16 protein-coding genes are annotated in these 16,475 nt (G+C 54.4%); 5 read left to right on the top strand and 11 right to left on the bottom strand.

Translation table 11 applies throughout. The features are described from left to right. Positions 1–10: 10 nt before the first annotated feature. A complete protein-coding gene (locus tag AB8516_RS16505; RefSeq protein ID WP_369162308.1) occupies positions 11–679 on the bottom strand; it encodes a 4'-phosphopantetheinyl transferase in 669 nt (222 codons plus the stop codon). 354 nt (positions 680–1,033) lie between these two features. Here AB8516_RS16505 and AB8516_RS16510 point away from each other — a divergent pair, with 354 nt between their 5' ends. Both AB8516_RS16510 and AB8516_RS16515 read left to right on the top strand, forming a co-directional pair. Next, positions 1,034–3,907: a cadherin-like domain-containing protein gene (locus AB8516_RS16510; RefSeq protein WP_369162310.1), complete on the top strand. Its 2,874-nt coding sequence runs from the start codon at positions 1,034–1,036 to the stop codon at positions 3,905–3,907. A gap of 348 nt (positions 3,908–4,255) precedes the next feature. Continuing rightward, a complete protein-coding gene (locus AB8516_RS16515) occupies positions 4,256–5,164 on the top strand; it encodes a DMT family transporter (protein WP_369162312.1) in 909 nt (302 codons plus the stop codon). Here the strand turns inward: AB8516_RS16515 and AB8516_RS16520 are convergent. The 6 genes from AB8516_RS16520 to AB8516_RS16545 form a co-directional block, all read right to left on the bottom strand. Next, positions 5,122–6,396: a TRAP transporter large permease gene (locus tag AB8516_RS16520; protein ID WP_108289132.1), complete on the bottom strand. Its 1,275-nt coding sequence runs from the start codon at positions 6,394–6,396 to the stop codon at positions 5,122–5,124. The two genes, AB8516_RS16515 and AB8516_RS16520, sit on opposite strands and share 43 nt — an antisense overlap. Beyond that, positions 6,393–6,881 (bottom strand): TRAP transporter small permease, encoded by a 489-nt coding sequence (locus tag AB8516_RS16525; RefSeq protein ID WP_369162315.1) that lies wholly within the window; start codon positions 6,879–6,881, stop codon positions 6,393–6,395. The genes AB8516_RS16520 and AB8516_RS16525 overlap by 4 nt, the downstream gene beginning before the upstream one ends. Before the next feature lie 95 nt (positions 6,882–6,976). Beyond that, the gene (locus AB8516_RS16530) at positions 6,977–7,279 is read right to left on the bottom strand and encodes a cupin domain-containing protein (RefSeq protein WP_369162317.1); all 303 of its coding nucleotides are present in this window, start codon (positions 7,277–7,279) and stop codon (positions 6,977–6,979) included. A gap of 186 nt (positions 7,280–7,465) precedes the next feature. Beyond that, entirely contained in the window at positions 7,466–8,479 is a 1,014-nt protein-coding gene (gene dctP, locus AB8516_RS16535) for a TRAP transporter substrate-binding protein DctP (protein ID WP_369162319.1), read from the bottom strand. 247 nt (positions 8,480–8,726) lie between these two features. Further along, positions 8,727–9,635, bottom strand: coding sequence for a TRAP transporter TatT component family protein (locus AB8516_RS16540; protein ID WP_369162321.1), 909 nt, complete (start codon positions 9,633–9,635; stop codon positions 8,727–8,729). A gap of 81 nt (positions 9,636–9,716) precedes the next feature. Further along, the gene (locus AB8516_RS16545; RefSeq protein WP_108289128.1) at positions 9,717–10,079 is read right to left on the bottom strand and encodes a cell division protein BolA; all 363 of its coding nucleotides are present in this window, start codon (positions 10,077–10,079) and stop codon (positions 9,717–9,719) included. A 328-nt stretch (positions 10,080–10,407) separates the two neighbouring features. On the opposite strand from AB8516_RS16545, the gene AB8516_RS16550 reads away from it, so the two are divergent. Both AB8516_RS16550 and AB8516_RS16555 read left to right on the top strand, forming a co-directional pair. Continuing rightward, a complete protein-coding gene (locus AB8516_RS16550) occupies positions 10,408–11,760 on the top strand; it encodes an alanine/glycine:cation symporter family protein (RefSeq protein WP_369162323.1) in 1,353 nt (450 codons plus the stop codon). Between the two features lie 49 nt (positions 11,761–11,809). After that, complete coding sequence (locus AB8516_RS16555) at positions 11,810–12,934, top strand: S1C family serine protease (RefSeq protein ID WP_369162325.1); 1,125 nt, start codon at positions 11,810–11,812, stop codon at positions 12,932–12,934. 8 nt (positions 12,935–12,942) lie between these two features. Here AB8516_RS16555 and AB8516_RS16560 read toward each other — a convergent pair whose 3' ends face one another. From AB8516_RS16560 to arsC, 4 genes are all read right to left on the bottom strand, one after another. Further along, positions 12,943–13,263 carry a BolA/IbaG family iron-sulfur metabolism protein gene (locus tag AB8516_RS16560; protein WP_108289126.1) on the bottom strand — a complete coding sequence of 107 codons (321 nt, stop codon included), beginning with the start codon at positions 13,261–13,263 and terminating at the stop codon, positions 12,943–12,945. Positions 13,264–13,373: 110 nt separating this feature from the next. Beyond that, the gene (hda, locus tag AB8516_RS16565) at positions 13,374–14,054 is read right to left on the bottom strand and encodes a DnaA regulatory inactivator Hda (RefSeq protein ID WP_108289125.1); all 681 of its coding nucleotides are present in this window, start codon (positions 14,052–14,054) and stop codon (positions 13,374–13,376) included. Positions 14,055–14,058: 4 nt separating this feature from the next. Next, entirely contained in the window at positions 14,059–14,652 is a 594-nt protein-coding gene (wrbA, locus tag AB8516_RS16570; RefSeq protein ID WP_108289124.1) for an NAD(P)H:quinone oxidoreductase, read from the bottom strand. A 56-nt stretch (positions 14,653–14,708) separates the two neighbouring features. Next, entirely contained in the window at positions 14,709–15,056 is a 348-nt protein-coding gene (arsC, locus tag AB8516_RS16575; RefSeq protein ID WP_201259004.1) for an arsenate reductase (glutaredoxin), read from the bottom strand. Positions 15,057–15,227: 171 nt separating this feature from the next. Here arsC and AB8516_RS16580 point away from each other — a divergent pair, with 171 nt between their 5' ends. Then, positions 15,228–16,460: a virulence factor BrkB family protein gene (locus AB8516_RS16580; RefSeq protein ID WP_369162328.1), complete on the top strand. Its 1,233-nt coding sequence runs from the start codon at positions 15,228–15,230 to the stop codon at positions 16,458–16,460. Positions 16,461–16,475: the final 15 nt, after the last annotated feature.

The raw sequence follows: 16,475 nt of genomic DNA on the forward strand, positions 1-16,475 counted from the left end.
AGGACACGTATCAACGGCTCTGGACTGCCACCGGCGTGCCGGGTGTCAGAAAGCAGCCTGTATAGAGATGTTCCTCCGCGATCAGATAGCCACCGTGAAATTGCAGATGGTGTGGAAAATCTATTTTACATGCCGCAGTGGGTCTGAATTGAAACCGCTGCCGCGAGATATCGAAATCCAGTGTGACCGATTGAAAGCCGAAAAAGCGTCCGACCAGCGGGTAGTAACATTTGTAGAGGCTCTCTTTGGCGCTGAAAATCAAGCGTCGCGGCAGATCCTGGTGATGCTGCATGAATGTCTTCTCATCCTCGGTGTCGATGTAGCGGGCAATTTTCGGTTTTAATGGCTTGAGCGGTTCCACGTCTATTCCCAGACTGACAACCTCCCCTTCCACTGCACAGACGGCGACACAGCTGTCATCACAGTGACTGATACTACCGACATATCCCCGAGGCCAGATCGGTTGTCTATCTTCACCACGCAGCAGCGGACCGTCCGGGGCATCTAGTTGTTCCAGGGCTGTGTGGGCCGCATTGCGGCCGGCACGGAACTGCCGCTGGCGTTTTGCGACACTATCTTGAATAAGCCGTTCCTCTTCCGTTCGTACAGGTGTCTCCCACATCTCGTCAGTGGCGTGGACGATCACGACATTTGCAGGGAAGAGTGAGGAGAGATTCATGCCGCGATTTTGTGTTTGATATTACGCAAAGGGCGAATTGTAACATTAATGCTGGATGCTCAGTGGTGACTTTATTTGTCGACTACCGCTGTGTATGGAAAATCTTGATTCATAGGCAAACAACAAGAAGCAGATTCCCAAGTTTTATTTTTTCCTAACTAACTTTCAATGGCTTAGCCAAGCATCCAGTGATTGCATTCACAGATTCATCCAATCATTGTGAACTAATTGTGTCATTGAGAGATTTTCCCCAAACCCGGGTTTTTTCTTTCCATACAATCAATCAGTCAAGAGGAGATGGAAGCGGATCAGGGTTAGGTCCAGGGTTTTAATACCAAGAAAAGAGGCCTGCACATGCACAAGGGTTATAAGTCAAGATTAACTATACTCATACTTATTCCACTCCTCACCTTGCCGGTGTCGGTCTTTGCCAAAGGCAAGCCGGTGAAGACGCTGCGTATTACCGAAGCTGCCTATGATGGCACGCTCTCTGTTACCGGTGACCGTGCAGCGAGAAACACGGAAGTCATTGTCAGCAACCCCAATCCCGATGTCAGTCAATCCTGGTCGACGACCAGTAACAGGCGGGGACAATGGGTGCTGAGTGTGGCTGATCCGCAACCTGTGCCCTGCCGGGTGAGCGCCAGCGATGGAGCCAACGAAGCCAGTGCGGATGTGGTCGGCGCTCCCGATGACTGCGATGGGACTGTGGTGGTCAACACGCCGCCGACCGCGATGGATGACAACGCCGAGACCGATCTCAATCAACAGGTCGTGATCGATCTCTTGGCCAATGACAGCGATGCCGACGGCAGTCTTGATCCGGCCAGCCTCGACTTCGTTTCCCTGCCAGCCAACGGCAGCCTGAGCGACAACGGCGATGGTACGGTAGTCTATCAGCCCGATACGGACTTTTTCGGCAGCGATAGTTTCGACTATCAGGTATCAGACGATCAGGGCGCTCCGTCCAATACCGCGACGGTGAGCGTAACGGTCAACTATTCGCCACCACCGCCACCGGTCGATCCGGTCTCGATCAACTCCACAAGCGCGAACACCGCATTGCCTGCATCGCCGGTGACTGAACGGCCTGTGGCAGCCTCCAGTGAATATAAAGTGCTTGCCGCCAATGACCTTGGCATGCATTGCGCCGACCTCGATTATCAGGTCTTTAGTATCCTGCCTCCGTTCAATGTCATCCATGCCCAGGTGGTAAGGCGTGGTGTCGGCAACAGTGCGCCTCGGTTGATGGACGACAGCAATATCGATCTCTATTACTCTGCCGCTTCGAACGCTGATGATCCTGCCTTGACAGACGATCCTGTATCGCCGGTCTTCAAGTCAAATTTCTGGGCCGATCCCGACATGGATGGCCGAACATTCGGTTTCGATACCTATGAACCGCTCTTCTTCGGCCTGTTGCTGCCGAGCGATATTTCGACCCAGGATGTGGGATTGCCGGTCCCTGACAGCCACCTGTTGCGTGACTGCCTGGTCGGCTACCTGGACGGTACTGCGGACGCAGCCACCACGCGCCAGGCATGTGCCATGGTGCAGCAGAACATGCCGGGTCTGTTCGTACCCTTCTCCGATAATCAACCGCAGAGGTTCAGTCGTTTCGATGTGAATATCAACTTCTTCAACGAACTGTTGGGTGGTGTGGGCCTGGGTGGCCTGATCCATGACGTCAACTGGTTTGCGGCGGATGGTATTCCGATCATGCCGGTGGACGATCAGGGTCGCTCCAATCCCTATCCTTTAATGCGGGTCGAAGCGATCGATCGCGGATCACAGGCTCAGCTCGCCTCCACCGATATCGTAGTGCCGGTAGCATCGGAAGCCGACTGTCAGACCTGTCACGCCACTGCGCTCGACTGTGCCTCGGTACCGGCCAATCCCGCTTTCGAGTGCGACGGTAGCGCTCTCAATCGCACCGCCGACTGGAATATCATGAGCATCGATGGGGACGCTGAAGGTGTCATGCCGCCGGGTGACAACGACCTGCAGCGGCTGCTGAACACCGCCAAGGTCAATATCCTGCGCCTGCATGACCGCAAACACGGCACCGATCTGGACGCCTCGCGTCCGGTGCAGTGCGCCACCTGTCACTACACCCCGGCTCTCGATCTGGCACAGCTGGGTCCCACGGACTCCCCGGGTACCAGCCAGACAGCCCATATCACGATGTCGCGGGCGATGCACGGTCATCACGGTACCATCCCGGCCGATCCGAACCGGCCTTTCGATGCGGTGACCAACAATCTGTTCCCAGACATGCCTGCGCCGGATGATCCCATGCGCCATGCTCTGGCGGTGGACCACTTCCCCCAGGCAACGGACGAATCCCAGACCGTCACCGAGTATGTGCAGGAGAAGACCTGTTACACCTGCCACCCCGGCAAGCGTACCCAGTGTCTGCGCGGTGCCATGGCTGCGGGCGGCGTGGTCTGTCAGGACTGTCACGGTCAAGCCAGACACGTGGGCAACGATTTCTCCGAGAATCTGGCCGGCACACCCTGGCCCGAAGGCGCCAATCTCAACAAACGGGTGCCCTGGGCCAGCGAGCCAGGTTGTCAAAGCTGCCACACCGGTGATGCGGTCAATCCGAATCATCCTGCCGGCGCCATTGTCGCGGATGACGGCATTCGCCTGCTGCAGGCCTTCAATCTGGTGCCGGGCAGGGATCCCTCAGGGGTAGAGGACGGTACCGAACTGGCTATCGCCCACAGTGCACCAAGCTCCCGTTTCGCCGAGAACGAGACCCTCTACCGGTTGAGTAAGGGTCACGGTGGGTTGATGTGCCAGGCCTGCCACGGCAGCACCCATGCCATATTCCCCAATCCTATGCCGAACGCCAACGACAATGTGGCTTCCAATCAGCTGCAGGGCCATGCCGGCACCATCGTCGAATGCGATACCTGCCACGATCCAAGCACCTTTGAAAATGGCGGATCGTTGGAACTGACCATGAACGGTCCTCATGGCATGCATCCAGTCGGCTCCTTCCGTTGGAATAAGTCTCATAAGGAGGCACGCAACAGCGGCGGTCAGAATTGTCGTGCCTGCCATGGCGCCAATGGCGAAGGCACGGTACTTTCGGCCATGTCCACCGATCGCATGCTGTTGTGTAAGGATGAGAAAGGAACGATGTGCAGCAACGATGACTACGCCCTCTTTCCCAAGGGGCATGAAGTAGGCTGCGCCGACTGTCATGAGAAGAAACTCTGATCGACAGGTCTTTGCCGGATGGTTGTTTTGGTTTGCCCATTCCATGACGGAATGGGCAGGCCCCATGTTACCCCGGTACTACCGAAAGATGTATAAGCGCGACGGGTTTCGTCAGTTACATAATTTTCCCTTGACCTTCTCTTTGTGAGCATGCATGCTCAACTTCATGAACAACATCCACCAGACAAAGATGACCATTAAGCACCGCCGTCTACCCGTATGGGCAGTCGCCGTTTCATCTGCGTCCGGGAGTTTGATGCGAAGTTAGCAAACACCTAAACAAGTTTTTTTTTACAAGGCCGCAGATGACATCATCTGCGGCCTTTTTCGTTATAGGAGGTAAATAAAATGTCCGTGCCGGCCGCCTATCTTGGGATCGTGCTGATTTGGGGTACCACACCGCTTGCCATCAAGTGGAGCGGTGAGGGTGTCGGCTATCTGTTTGGCGTCACCGGCCGTATGGTGATCGGCGTCATCCTGGCGTTGTTGGTGCTGCGCATGATCGGTCAGCCTCTGGTATGGCATAAGCGTGCGCGACACACCTATCTGGCGGCGGGCCTGGGCATATTCATCGCCATGACGGCTGTCTATTGGGCATCCCAGTACATACCTTCGGGATGGATTTCAGTGGTTTTCGGATTGTCGCCGATCTTCACAGGTCTGATGGCGAGGATATGGCTGCAGGAGCCGGGGCTCGATCTGCAGCGCTTTATGGCGGTATTGATAGCGCTGGCCGGGTTGGCAACGATCTTCAGCGTGGGTGTTGAGCTCGGTGTAAGCTTTGTCATGGGGCTGAGCGGTGTAATGATCTCGGTGGTCACTCACTCTGCCAGTGCGGTATGGGTGAAGCGTATCGATGCTCAGCTGCATGGCTTGGTGGTGGCGGCCGGGGGGCTGCTGGTGGCGGTGCCTCTGTTCCTCCTGAGTTGGTTCCTGCAGGGCCAGGGTTGGCCTGTGGTTATCGAACAGCGAGCCCTGACATCGATTGTCTATCTCGGTGTCGTCGGTTCGGTACTTGGGTTTGCCCTCTACTTTTACGTTTTGCGATATGTGGAGACAACCAAGGTTGCGCTGATAACACTCATGACACCGATAATCGCACTATTGGCCGGGAAGTGGCTGAACGCGGAGCAGGTGGAGACAAACGTATGGGTAGGCACAGCGCTGATTATGTTGGGACTGGCAGGGTTTGAATTGGGTGGTCGGTTACGTACTCAATTGCGATCGAGCAGGGCCAGCGAGAGTGTCGGCCAATAGGTGATAATCAATACCGCGCCAAACAGAAGGGCAAACCAGGGAAGGGTGGCGCGGTATATTTCGGCGATGGGTTTATCGAAACGATAACTGGCAATGAAGAGATTCATGCCAACCGGTGGGGTGAAATATCCGATCTGCATGTTTGCCAGAAAGATGATTCCCAGATGGACCGGATCGATTCCGTATTCAATAGCTACAGGCAATAATAGCGGGACCATTAACACCAATGCAGAGAAGATATCGAGCAGGGTGCCGAGTACCAGCAGAAAGAGGTTCAGCAGTATCAGGAATGTGAGCGGGTCTTTGACCCGCTCATTTAACCATTCGAAGAATTGGTTCGGAACATCCGCATCGATAAGGTAGTTGGTGGATGCCATCGAGAGTCCCAAAATGATCAGGATACCGCCCACCAGCAACATCGCCTCACGCATCACCTTGGGCAGCTGTTTGAGTGGTATCTCTCTGTGGATGAAGACCTCGACGACAAGCACGTAGACCGCGGTGACAGCGGCGGCCTCGGAGAGCGCGAAATAACCGCTATAGATTCCGCCGAGAATAATGATCGGCAGGGGGATCTCCCAAACTGCCTCGCGTGTGGCCGCTCTTGCCTCGGTGAGGGTGAATTCGTTCAGCGGCAGGTCCCGACCTGACCAGAGCCCCCAGGCAAGGAGTATCAACAGCATCAAAAGACCTGGAAGAAGACCCGCGAGAAACATGTCGTCCACAGTGATGGAACCGCCGATCCCCAGCTGCTGGGCCACCACCGCATACAGGATCAGCGGCAGGGCCGGGGCGAACAGCAGCCCCAGACTGCCGGATGTGGTGACCAGTCCAAGACTGAAACCCTGCCGATATCCAGCCTCCCGCAGGGCGGGATAGAGCAGGGCGCCCAGCGCCACGATGGTGACACCTGAAGCGCCGGTAAACGCCGTGAACAGGGCGCATGCCACCAGGGCGACAAAGGCCATGCCTCCGGGAACCCAGCCAAGCAGCGCCTGGGTTAGTCTTACCAGGCGGTGGGGGGCGCCGCTCTCACTGAGTAGATAGCCGGCAAAGGTGAACAGCGGGATAGCCAAAAGTACCGGCATCTCTGCCAGTCGAAAGAACTCTATGACCACAACCGACAGATCGATATCGGACCGATAGAAGCCCCACAGGGCGCTGGCGCCGACAATGGTGAAGAGTGGCGCACCAAACAACGCCAACAGGATAAGGCCCGCTGCAATTATCATTCAGCGTCCTTTTGCAGCAGTTGCAGGGGGATGTTGAACAGGAAACGAAGCGTCATGATGCCGAAGCCTATCGGTATGATGATCTCGCCCAGCCAGGCCGGCAGACTGGCGAACAGTTTGACGCCATCCAGCCATTCCATGTAGACGAAGCGTATGGCGTGCCAGGTGATGATGCCGCAGATAAAGGCGCTGAAGAGGTTGTTGATGAGCGACACCGCAAAACGACTCCGCTTCGAAAATCTATGAGAGAAGAGATCGATTCGGATGTGACGATCCTCCCGGGTGGCGGCGATAGCGCCCAACAGAGCAAGCCACAAAACCATGATGCGTAAAGTAGGATCGGCCCATATCAATCCACTGTCGAACAGATTGCGCAGTATGATCTGGCTGGCTGCAAGCAGAATCGTGGCGCTCAAAAGGATCGCCATCAGGCCATCTTCGAAAAGCAGTATCAATTGTTTTATGCGCTTCACGGTGAGTAACATGGTGCTTGCTCGTCTATCGATTGGCTAGGGTTGATTTGTCCGTGAATGATTGCCCGGGTTGCATCAATCCTGTCTGAACAGTTATCCAGTCTGAGTTATAGAATATGAATGGCAAGCCATATGCAGTGGGGCTGATGGCTGGTGGTCAAAACCCTGTGAGCGGTATTGGCCGGTATCAGTACACTATCTCCCCGATAGAGGGTGATCTCCCGATCATCCATTTCCAGTTTTGCGCTCCCCTGTAACACGCAAACCCATTCGTCGTGGTGCTGTTGCGATACTTCAGTGACGGTGTCAGGCGGGCTGAGTATGCGCTCAACTGTGACATTCTCGCTTTCCAATATGGTCTCGAAAGTCTCCTTTACTTCTACTGCCTTGTCGGGTTTGAAGAGATTCATACAGGCCCTTGTTTATGCTTGTGGTCAGATGCCTGAAAGACAGTCCAGTTGGATCGAATCGAGCTTGTGCGTTGCAAGCTTGATTGCACTGCAAATATTGGGGGATACAGTGTGGACCATGGACTGATGTGTTCGTGCTGATTGATCTCTAAGTGTAGTTCATATTGAGCAGTATCGGAGGAGAATCTAATGGGTCAATGCGATCTGTCGGTACTGCTGAATCAGGGATTGCATCCTGTTCAACATGTGTTCGCTAAAGATACTCTCTTTACTGAGTTTTTGCAGTGTCTTACCGGCATGGGCTTCCCACGCCTGTTGTTGGACTGTACTGGGACTGATGAATTCGACCCCCTGTCTTTTCAGGGCAATCATGGCTTGTTCATTGTCGGTGCGATTTTGACGGTCAATCCTGTCGAAAGCGGATTCGAGAATCTGTTTTACTATGGATTGGTCCGATTGCCGGAGCTTGTTGAATGCATTCTCCTTCAAAACCAGTGTGGCATAGAGATAGGCGAGCGGTACCTGTGTCAGATAACTGACCCGGGTATGCCATTGCAGTGCGATAGCCCCGATGGGAGCGCTGGCAATGGTATCGATGAGTCCGGTTTGCAGCCCGGTAAGCACATCGGTCAGGGGTAGGGGGACCGGTGATATGCCCAATTCCTGAAACATGGAGGCATTGATCTGATCACCTTCAGGAATCCAGATTTTTAAATCCTTCATGTTTTCTGTGGATGTCACCGGTGAATTCGAGAGCAGATAGGCAAATCCTCCCTCACTCAGGCCGAAGCTGATATATCCCTGCTTCTTGATGCCTTCGATGATCTGGGGGTCCATCACCTGACGGACTGCATCGACTTCCTGAAGATTGCGGAACTGAAATGGAAGGGTATATACCTGGGCGTCTTTGTAGATACTGCTCAGGCCGCCACCGGTAATGGCTCCGCCATGCAGTTGACCGATGCGGATCTTGCGCAGGACACTGCTGTCATTGCCCATGACACCGCCAGGATAGAAACGGATCTTGACTCTGCCGTCGGTCTGCTGCTTGATCTGTTTCGCTGCCGCCCGCATCTCTTTCATCCAGTTTGTACCATCCGGCGCCAGGGTGGCGATTTTCAAAGTGGTGCCCGCCTGGCTTATGGGATTCAACAGCAGCAGTAGCAGCAGTAGCAGCAGTGTGATGATCAAACGGAACATGGCGCATTCCTTATTACGATTTCGGCGGTGTGATCAGTGTCCATCAAATATACAGCTTTCATTACAAGGCTGTTCTTGAAAATATACAGTTTTATGTACGTTGTCAGACCGCAAATGGACGCAAAGTTTCTGAGCCTGATCTCACTTGCCCATTCTCCCTGAATTTGCGTGGGGTATCGGAGCCGACCGTGGTTAACGTGAACCGGTTCCATCCCGGTTGCAATAACGGTGAGTGTCAGAATCCGAACTAAAAATAGTCATCTTCAAGCAGCTGTCTGGCCTGTTGTTGAGCCATGACATTACTCAGGGTAAGCCCGGGTTTTATCGGATCTGCCTCGATGATTTCGTTTAACAGTCTATCGTGAAGTGTTTTATCAAAAACCAAGCGGGCATAGTGTCGAGCAAATTCCAGTTTTACAATCAGGTCATCTCCCGCAGAGTAGTCTAAGGCCTGTTCGAAATGGTGGCGGCCGACCTCTGGTCTACCCCCCAAGGCTGGAGGAATCTGACTCTTGATCACGCCGAGATAGAGCTGAGCCCGTCCACGTTCATAGCCCGGCTCAATAGAGATTATGTGTTCCAGCATGGCCTGGGCTTTGGCGAGGTCGGCAATGGCGTTCCAGTCATCGCTATGGGCCTGAATCCAAGCCGCCCAGCTGGTGGCGTAGAGATAGAGCCCCTGCAGGTCCCCGTTGCCTGCCTCATGAATTCCCTGCTTAAACTGAGCATAGGGCCCGGTTGCCTTTTCACAGATGCCGGGTCTTGTCTGGCACAAACCGCGACCGGCGTATTCCAAAGCCTTCCGGGTCAGGATTTTTTGCCGATTGGGGTCAGTCACCAATCCACCGGCGTAGGCACTGTAGAGTCTAGCGCCGGCATATAACAGTGATTGATCATCGGGATCCTCTTCAATCAGTGAGTCGAGGAGAAGGAGGTAGGCGGGCGCGCCGGATCGCACTATTTCAGGGTCCGTCTGATTGAGCATTGCATTGGAGAGATTGGCGGCCAGCCGATCCGTGGCCATGGAGACGCAGCCACTTAATATGGATAGTGAAATCACAAACAGAATCAGCAGAAAAACCCGTCGGCCAGATATACGGCACACAGGGGTTGTCATGCGCTGCAGGGTCAGATTAGTTGTAAATCGTCCGTACACACCGGTACCTGACTTGTGGGTAAATAGAAGCGTGGAATGTTCGACAGCCCGAGCCGGTTTGAATAAAAAGCCCAATCGGTATCAGCGGTGTTTTTTGCCTACCTGCTCCATGTGGTGCAGCCAGTTATTGAACATGACACCAATGGAACCGCTACCGGCACGGCGCCCCTTGAAGGTATGGAAACAGCTCTCATCCTCATCGGCGAAACGCGCAGCACCGATGTTCAGACACATATAAATGATGAAGATATCGAACAGCAGCAGGGCCATTGCGATCGGCACATGGATAACGGCATCTTTTTTCAGCCAGCTGACAATCGGTGTATGGTAGGCCAGGACAATGTAGAGGGTACCGAACAAGAGCGCTACTGCAAGCAGAGAAAAGATATCCGCCAGACGTTCATGTTTCCGGGTGTACCCTTTGAGACTTTTACAGACTGACATGGGTAGAATCCAAACACGAGTTGAGTAGAGATATCGAGAGATTAACCGGCAACACGCATGATCTCAAGTCGATTTTGCAACAGATCGAGGTTTCTTTTTGAATTCAGTAACCTGGGGTGTGTATAGTGGGCTGTGTGAAGGCTGAATTCCTGTAGCGTATAGTCTGTGAAGGTTCTGGTTCCGTAGATCAGGCTTGTGGGTGTGCAGTTTAAGTCAAGGAGTTGGCTTTACGGGAATCGTTATCAGTCGTTGGATATGCCCTTACCGGTATGGGGTGACTTTTAATAAACTTCTGATATCAAAAGCAAAAAATCGAGGGGTGTGAAGGGTGGAAAGTCTGATTGAATTGATTAAGGGCCTGAACAGCATAGTTTGGGGTCCATTGATGCTGGTGTTGATTCTGGGCACCGGACTGTTTCTCATGCTTGGTCTGAAGCTGATGCCTCTGGCTAAGCTTCGGTATGGCTTTCGCATGCTGTGGCAAGGCCGAGAGGGGAGGGGCGCGGGTGAAATCAGCCCGTTCAATGCCTTGATGACATCGCTCTCCGCGACCATAGGAACAGGCAATATCGCCGGCGTGGCGACCGCCATCGCCCTGGGTGGGCCTGGTGCGTTGTTCTGGATGTGGTGTACAGCCCTGGTCGGCATGGCGACCAAATACGCCGAAGCGGTACTTGCGGTGCGGTTTCGCGAGGTGGACGAGAACGGTAACCATGTGGGCGGCCCGATGTATTACATCAAGAACGGATTGGGCGCAAAATGGGCCTGGCTTGGTGGCCTGTTTGCCATTTTCGGCGCCCTGGCCGGTTTCGGCATCGGCAACACGGTACAGGCCAATTCGGTGGCTCACGCCTTGTCAGAGAATAGCGGACTTCAGATCGCCCCCTGGGTGACCGGGTTGGTGATGGCGGTATTGGCCGCTTTGGTGCTGATCGGCGGTATCCGCCGTATCGCAGAGGTGGCGGGTAAGCTGGTGCCCTTCATGGCCATAGCCTATCTGCTTGCCGGCGTGGTGGTATTGATGCTCAATGCCGGCGCCGTACCCGGCGCGGTGGTGGAGATTGTCAAGCAGGCGTTTACCCCAACAGCCGCCACCGGCGGATTTGCCGGCGCGGCAGTGTGGGCTGCGATTCGCTTTGGTGTGGCCCGCGGTATCTTCTCCAACGAGGCCGGCCTCGGCAGCGCCCCCATCGCCCATGCTGCGGCAGCGACCGACAACCCGGTGAGACAGGGCACGGTGGCCATGCTCGGTACTTTCATCGATACCCTGATAGTCTGTTCCATCACCGGTCTGGCTATCATGGTGACCGATGCCTGGACCAGTGGCGAAACCGGTGCGGCGCTCTCATCGCTGGCCTTCGAGCGGGCACTCCCGGGTATCGGCGGGTATGTAGTCTCCTTCGGGTTGGCGATATTCGCCTTTACCACAATACTTGGCTGGAGCGTATACGGTGAACGTTGTGTGGAATATCTCTTCGGCGTCCGCTCCATCACCCCCTTTCGTGTGGTCTGGGTGGTGATGATTCCGATTGGTGCCGTTGCCCAGGACCAACTCAATTTTGTCTGGTTGATCTCGGATACCCTGAATGCCCTTATGGCGATCCCCAACCTGATAGCCCTGTTATTGTTGAGCCCGGTAGTGTTCTCTCTGACACGGGATTACTTCAGCCAGCGTGACTGAGTATCCTCCAGGTCTGGAGTCATGAGGAGAAGTTGAGGTATGCGGTCTCTTGAGTGATCCGAGTCTGCGGCGTATTCAGCTGATCTTCGGCGGTCTGCTGCTGCTGATATTTGCCTGGACCTTCCTGCCGCAGATCGAGCAGTGGCTGGCGGGGCTTACCTCAGAACCGCGCCAGGTCACACCACGAGGCGATTTGGCGTCAGATGAGCAGGCCACTGTGGAGATATTTCAGCAGGCGAGCCCCTCGGTGGTCTATATCACCACCCTGCAACGGGTGCGTAATCCCTGGACACGGGATATCTTCAGCGTGCCTCAGGGGACCGGCTCGGGCTTCATCTGGGACGATCTCGGTCATCTGGTGACCAACCACCATGTGATCGCCGAGACAGCGCAGGCCAATGTACGACTCAACGATGGACGCAGTTATCAGGCAGTGCTGGTCGGTAGCAGTCCCGATCACGATCTGGCTGTGCTGCGGATCCGGGTCCCTTTTGACCGGCCGCCGCCGGTGCCCGTCGGCAGCAGCAGCGATCTGAAGGTAGGGCAGAAGGTGTTTGCCATCGGTAACCCCTTCGGGCTTGACTACACCCTGACAACCGGCGTGGTGTCGGCCCTCGACCGCTCTCTTCCCGAGAGTCGCAGCGGAGTTGCCGTCGATCATCTGATCCAGACCGATGCCGCTATTAATCCGGGTAACTCCGGGGGACCCCTGCTCGACAGTGCCGGCCGGTTGATTGGGATCAACACGGCCATCTACAGCCCTTCTGGGGCCTATGCCGGGATTGGTTTCGCAGTGCCTGTGGATACGGTAAACCGGGTGGTGCCGGAACTGATTGCCAAGGGGCGCTATGTAAGGCCATCACTTGGGATCTCGGTGGACGAGGATATCAACCGCACTATCCTGAGCAAACTCGATCTGGAGGGTGTGCTGGTGTTACAGGTGACCGCCGGTACCGCGGCCGAGACAGCGGGTCTGCGCAGTACCTTTATCGATCCCAATGGGGATCTGGTGCTGGGTGATGTGATTCAGGCGATCGGTGGCCGTTCAGTGACCACGGTCAATGAACTGTTGGGTCGGTTGGACGATTTTCATATCGGCGATCAGACCACCATCTCTATATGGCGCAACGGTGAAGAACTTGAATTGACAGTGGTGTTGCAGCAGGGCAAGTAGGCTCGAGTTCAACCCCGATTCGAACCTCCAAGGCAAGGTGGTGAGTCCGCTACCTTGCCTCCCTGGTCAAACCAGTCTTCCGGGGTTAGGGTGTGGAGCGCGAGGGCGTGTACACCCCCCTGCAACTCCTCCGTCAGCACTTTGTTGACTTGCCGATGACGGTTGATCAGCTTCTCTCCCTTGAAGGCTTCACTGACGAGCACAACCTTGAAATGGGATTCCGAGCCCTCCGGCACATTGTGCATATGGCTTTCGTTGACAACCTCGAGATGCAGCGGTGCGAAAGCGGACGCCAGTTTAGTCTGTATAGTCTCCTGGATGGTTGTCATATCACTACCTCGGTCATCGTTATGTATGGAGAGTATGGTCAGGCTGGCCCTAGCCCTTAAGATGCAGCAGGGCCGGCTGTAACAGTGTTTACAGCCCCAGTATACTCCATTTACAGTTTCAGGATTTCACGTACAAATGGTATGGTCAGCCGCCTTTGAGCGGCCAGGGATGCCTGGTCGAGCCGTTCAATGAGCAAGGTCAGAAAGTGGATGTCCCTGGGTGTACGCTGCAGCAGAAAGTTGGCGATCTCCACACTCATGGTCATACCCCTTCGCTCGGCATTGCTGATCAACAGCTCCAGGCGCTCGTCATCATTCAGGGGAAACAGTTGGTAACAGGGTCCCCAAGTCAGTCTTGAGGCCAGATCGGCGAGTTTCAGCGGCAGTTTTGCGGGTGGGCGGTCACTGGTGACGATCAGTTTCGCTGCTCTCTCCCGTAGTTGATTGTAGAGATTGAAAATCGCCAATTCCCAATCGTCTTTACCCGCCAATACCTCAAGATCATCGAGGCAGACCATGGAGAATGCCTCGAGTCCCTCCAACATGGCCGGCTCAAGACCATGCTCGGATTTGAATGGCAGGTAAGCGGGTTGACCTTGCTCCTGTTGTGATTGATGGCAGCAGGCCTGGAGCAGATGGCTCTTGCCGCAGCCTGATGTACCCCATAAATAGATAAACGGGTCCGATCCACTGCGCAGGCGGGATACCACCTCACCATTTCGTCCGCTGATGAAGCCGGAGAAATCAACGCTGGGTCGGATGCTGAGGCTTAATGGAAGCTGGGCTGGCATGGGTTCAGGATTTCAGGCGTTTCACGGTCTCTGCCATACGTCTGCCCTGGGTCTTGCATATGCGTTTCTCTTCATCGCTCACCGGCAGCTTGCTGTCACCACCGGCCAGATGGCTGGCGCCATAGGGTGTGCCGCCGCTTTGGGTATGCAGCAGGGCGGTTTCACTATAGGGAACGCCTTGTATCAACATTCCATGGTGCAGCAGGGGGAGCATCATCGACAGCAGGGTGCTCTCCTGTCCGCCGTGCAGGCTGGATGCTGAGGTGAAAACCGAGGCAGGTTTGTCGATCAGGGCGCCGCTCATCCAGAGTCGGCTGGTGGTGTCGAGAAAATATTTCATGGGTGCGGCCATATTGCCGAAACGGGTTGGACTACCCAGTATCAAGCCATCGCACTCGCGCATATCGGTCTCACTGACGTAGGGAGGGCCGCTTTCGGGTATGGTGTCTTCAGCCGCTTCACAGAGTGCGGAAACTTCGGGAACAGTGCGCAACCTGGCTGTGACACCCGGTATCTCCTCGACACCTCGTGCAATGTCACGCGCCATTTCGGCTGTGGCGCCGTGGCGACTGTAAAAGAGAATCAACACTTCTGCCATAACTACTACCTGCTGCGTTACCTATACGGTCGGTATTTAATTCAGCCTGTTTCTGTTTATAGAATATCCAGGACCTTTTCAGGTGGCCTGCCGATTGCGGCCTTGCCGTTTTGAATGACAATCGGGCGTTCAATCAGTTTGGGATTGGCGATCATTGCGTCAATCAACTGGTCCCGACTCAGGCTCGGGTTGTCCAGTTGCAGTGCCTTGTATTCCTTCTCCTTTGTACGCATAAGCTCCCGTGGCTCCAATCCGAGCATATCGAGAATCTGCCCAAGAGTGGCCTTGTCCGGTGGCGTTTTCAGATATTCAACCACATCAGGATCGATACCCTGGTCCTGTAACAGTTGCAGGGTCTGTCTGGATTTGCTGCAGCGCGGGTTGTGGTAGATCTCAACACTCATAATCGATGACCTCCTGCTAGGCTTCAGTTGCGTCTGGCAATGCACCACCCTTCAATAAACCGGCGTGGCGGTTTGCCTCAAACTTAATTTGCCGTCATTGTATCCATACAGAGAGGATGGCTCCAGAAGCGGTTCCATAGAATCGATATTGAAAAAACGTGGAATTCAGTGATGAACCAGAAAGATTTCAGTGATAGGGGTTTCTCGGCGATCCGGCATATCAACTCATTCCTGCGCCTGTGGCTGCACCATTTCAGCCATGATGGGGGAATTCAGCATGTGGCTGCATTGACCTATACCACACTTCTCTCACTGGTGCCGTTGATGACGGTCATGTTTGCGCTGTTATCCATATTTCCCGTCTCTGACAGAATCTCGGAGCAGATCGAAAACTTCCTGTTTCAGAATTTCGTCCCCGCAGCCGGTGAAGCTGTACAGCAACACCTTAAAAATTTCAGTCAAAAGGCAGCTCAGCTTACCGGTGTTGGTTTTCTGTTTCTGATTTTGGTGGCGCTGCTGCTGATGAGTAACATCGACAAGGCGTTCAACACTATATGGCATGTCAGGCGAAAACGTTCGCCGCTTGCCAAGTTTACCGTCTATTGGGCAATTCTCTCGCTGGGGCCGATATTGATCGCGATTAGCGTCGGTGTGACCTCTTATCTGGTCTCGATTCCCTTCTTCAGTGAGGCTGAAGCAGTGGTGATGGTGCGCACAAGGTTGTTGAGTATGATGCCGGTCATGATTTCGGCACTCGCCTTTACGTTGTTATATGCCCTGGTCCCCAACCGGTCTGTGATGCTGCGCCATGCACTCGCAGGAGGAATCATAGCTGCACTTCTGTTTGAGGCTACAAAAAGGGGGTTTGCACTCTATATCACGACCTTTCCTACCTATGAGGCGATCTATGGAGCGCTTGCCGTAATTCCCATCTTTCTAATCTGGGTTTATCTGTCCTGGCTGGTTACCCTGTTGGGGGCGGAGTTCAGCTATTGTCTGGGTATCTACCGTCATGACTGGCGTGAAAGAATGGGGCAGCGTGGGGACAGGTTTTTACTTGCGGTGAAAATACTCCACCAGCTACGCGAAGCTCAACACCAGGGTGTGTCGACCACAACTCGCCAGTTGCAGGGGCAATTGCAGCATGCTACCGAAGAACAATTGGACTCTATACTCCTCTCATTGCAGAGAGCCCGTCTGGTATTGCATACGGATGATAAGGGTTGGGTGTTGGCGAGAGACCTAAGGGAAGTCACTGTGGCCGAGTTTTACAATTCCGATGCCTATGTGTTGCCGGATGACAGCCAATTGAAAATGGCCCCGGATACCCTGGGGAAATTGATTACAAAGATCAATTGCGATTTACAACAGACAATGAATTTGCCATTGGACGATTTGCTATAGCATTCTTTAAAAGTG

It is taken from the genome of Candidatus Thiodiazotropha sp. LNASS1 (assembly GCF_964212655.1).
In the GTDB taxonomy this organism is placed as follows: domain Bacteria; phylum Pseudomonadota; class Gammaproteobacteria; order Chromatiales; family Chromatiaceae; genus Thiodiazotropha.

Excerpts from the sequence above, each read along its gene's own strand:
- AB8516_RS16515 (WP_369162312.1), top strand. The coding sequence starts at position 4,256 with ATGTCCGTGCCGGCCGCCTATCTTGGGATCGTGCTGATTTGGGGTACC.
- AB8516_RS16530 (WP_369162317.1), bottom strand. The coding sequence starts at position 7,279 with ATGAATCTCTTCAAACCCGACAAGGCAGTAGAAGTAAAGGAGACTTTC.
- AB8516_RS16525 (WP_369162315.1), bottom strand. The coding sequence starts at position 6,881 with ATGTTACTCACCGTGAAGCGCATAAAACAATTGATACTGCTTTTCGAA.
- dctP (WP_369162319.1), bottom strand. The coding sequence starts at position 8,479 with ATGTTCCGTTTGATCATCACACTGCTGCTACTGCTGCTACTGCTGCTG.
- arsC (WP_201259004.1), bottom strand. The coding sequence starts at position 15,056 with ATGAGTGTTGAGATCTACCACAACCCGCGCTGCAGCAAATCCAGACAG.
- hda (WP_108289125.1), bottom strand. The coding sequence starts at position 14,054 with ATGCCAGCCCAGCTTCCATTAAGCCTCAGCATCCGACCCAGCGTTGAT.
- AB8516_RS16580 (WP_369162328.1), top strand. The coding sequence starts at position 15,228 with ATGAACCAGAAAGATTTCAGTGATAGGGGTTTCTCGGCGATCCGGCAT.
- AB8516_RS16560 (WP_108289126.1), bottom strand. The coding sequence starts at position 13,263 with ATGACAACCATCCAGGAGACTATACAGACTAAACTGGCGTCCGCTTTC.
- AB8516_RS16510 (WP_369162310.1), top strand. The coding sequence starts at position 1,034 with ATGCACAAGGGTTATAAGTCAAGATTAACTATACTCATACTTATTCCA.
- AB8516_RS16545 (WP_108289128.1), bottom strand. The coding sequence starts at position 10,079 with ATGTCAGTCTGTAAAAGTCTCAAAGGGTACACCCGGAAACATGAACGT.
- AB8516_RS16505 (WP_369162308.1), bottom strand. The coding sequence starts at position 679 with ATGAATCTCTCCTCACTCTTCCCTGCAAATGTCGTGATCGTCCACGCC.
- AB8516_RS16520 (WP_108289132.1), bottom strand. The coding sequence starts at position 6,396 with ATGATAATTGCAGCGGGCCTTATCCTGTTGGCGTTGTTTGGTGCGCCA.
- wrbA (WP_108289124.1), bottom strand. The coding sequence starts at position 14,652 with ATGGCAGAAGTGTTGATTCTCTTTTACAGTCGCCACGGCGCCACAGCC.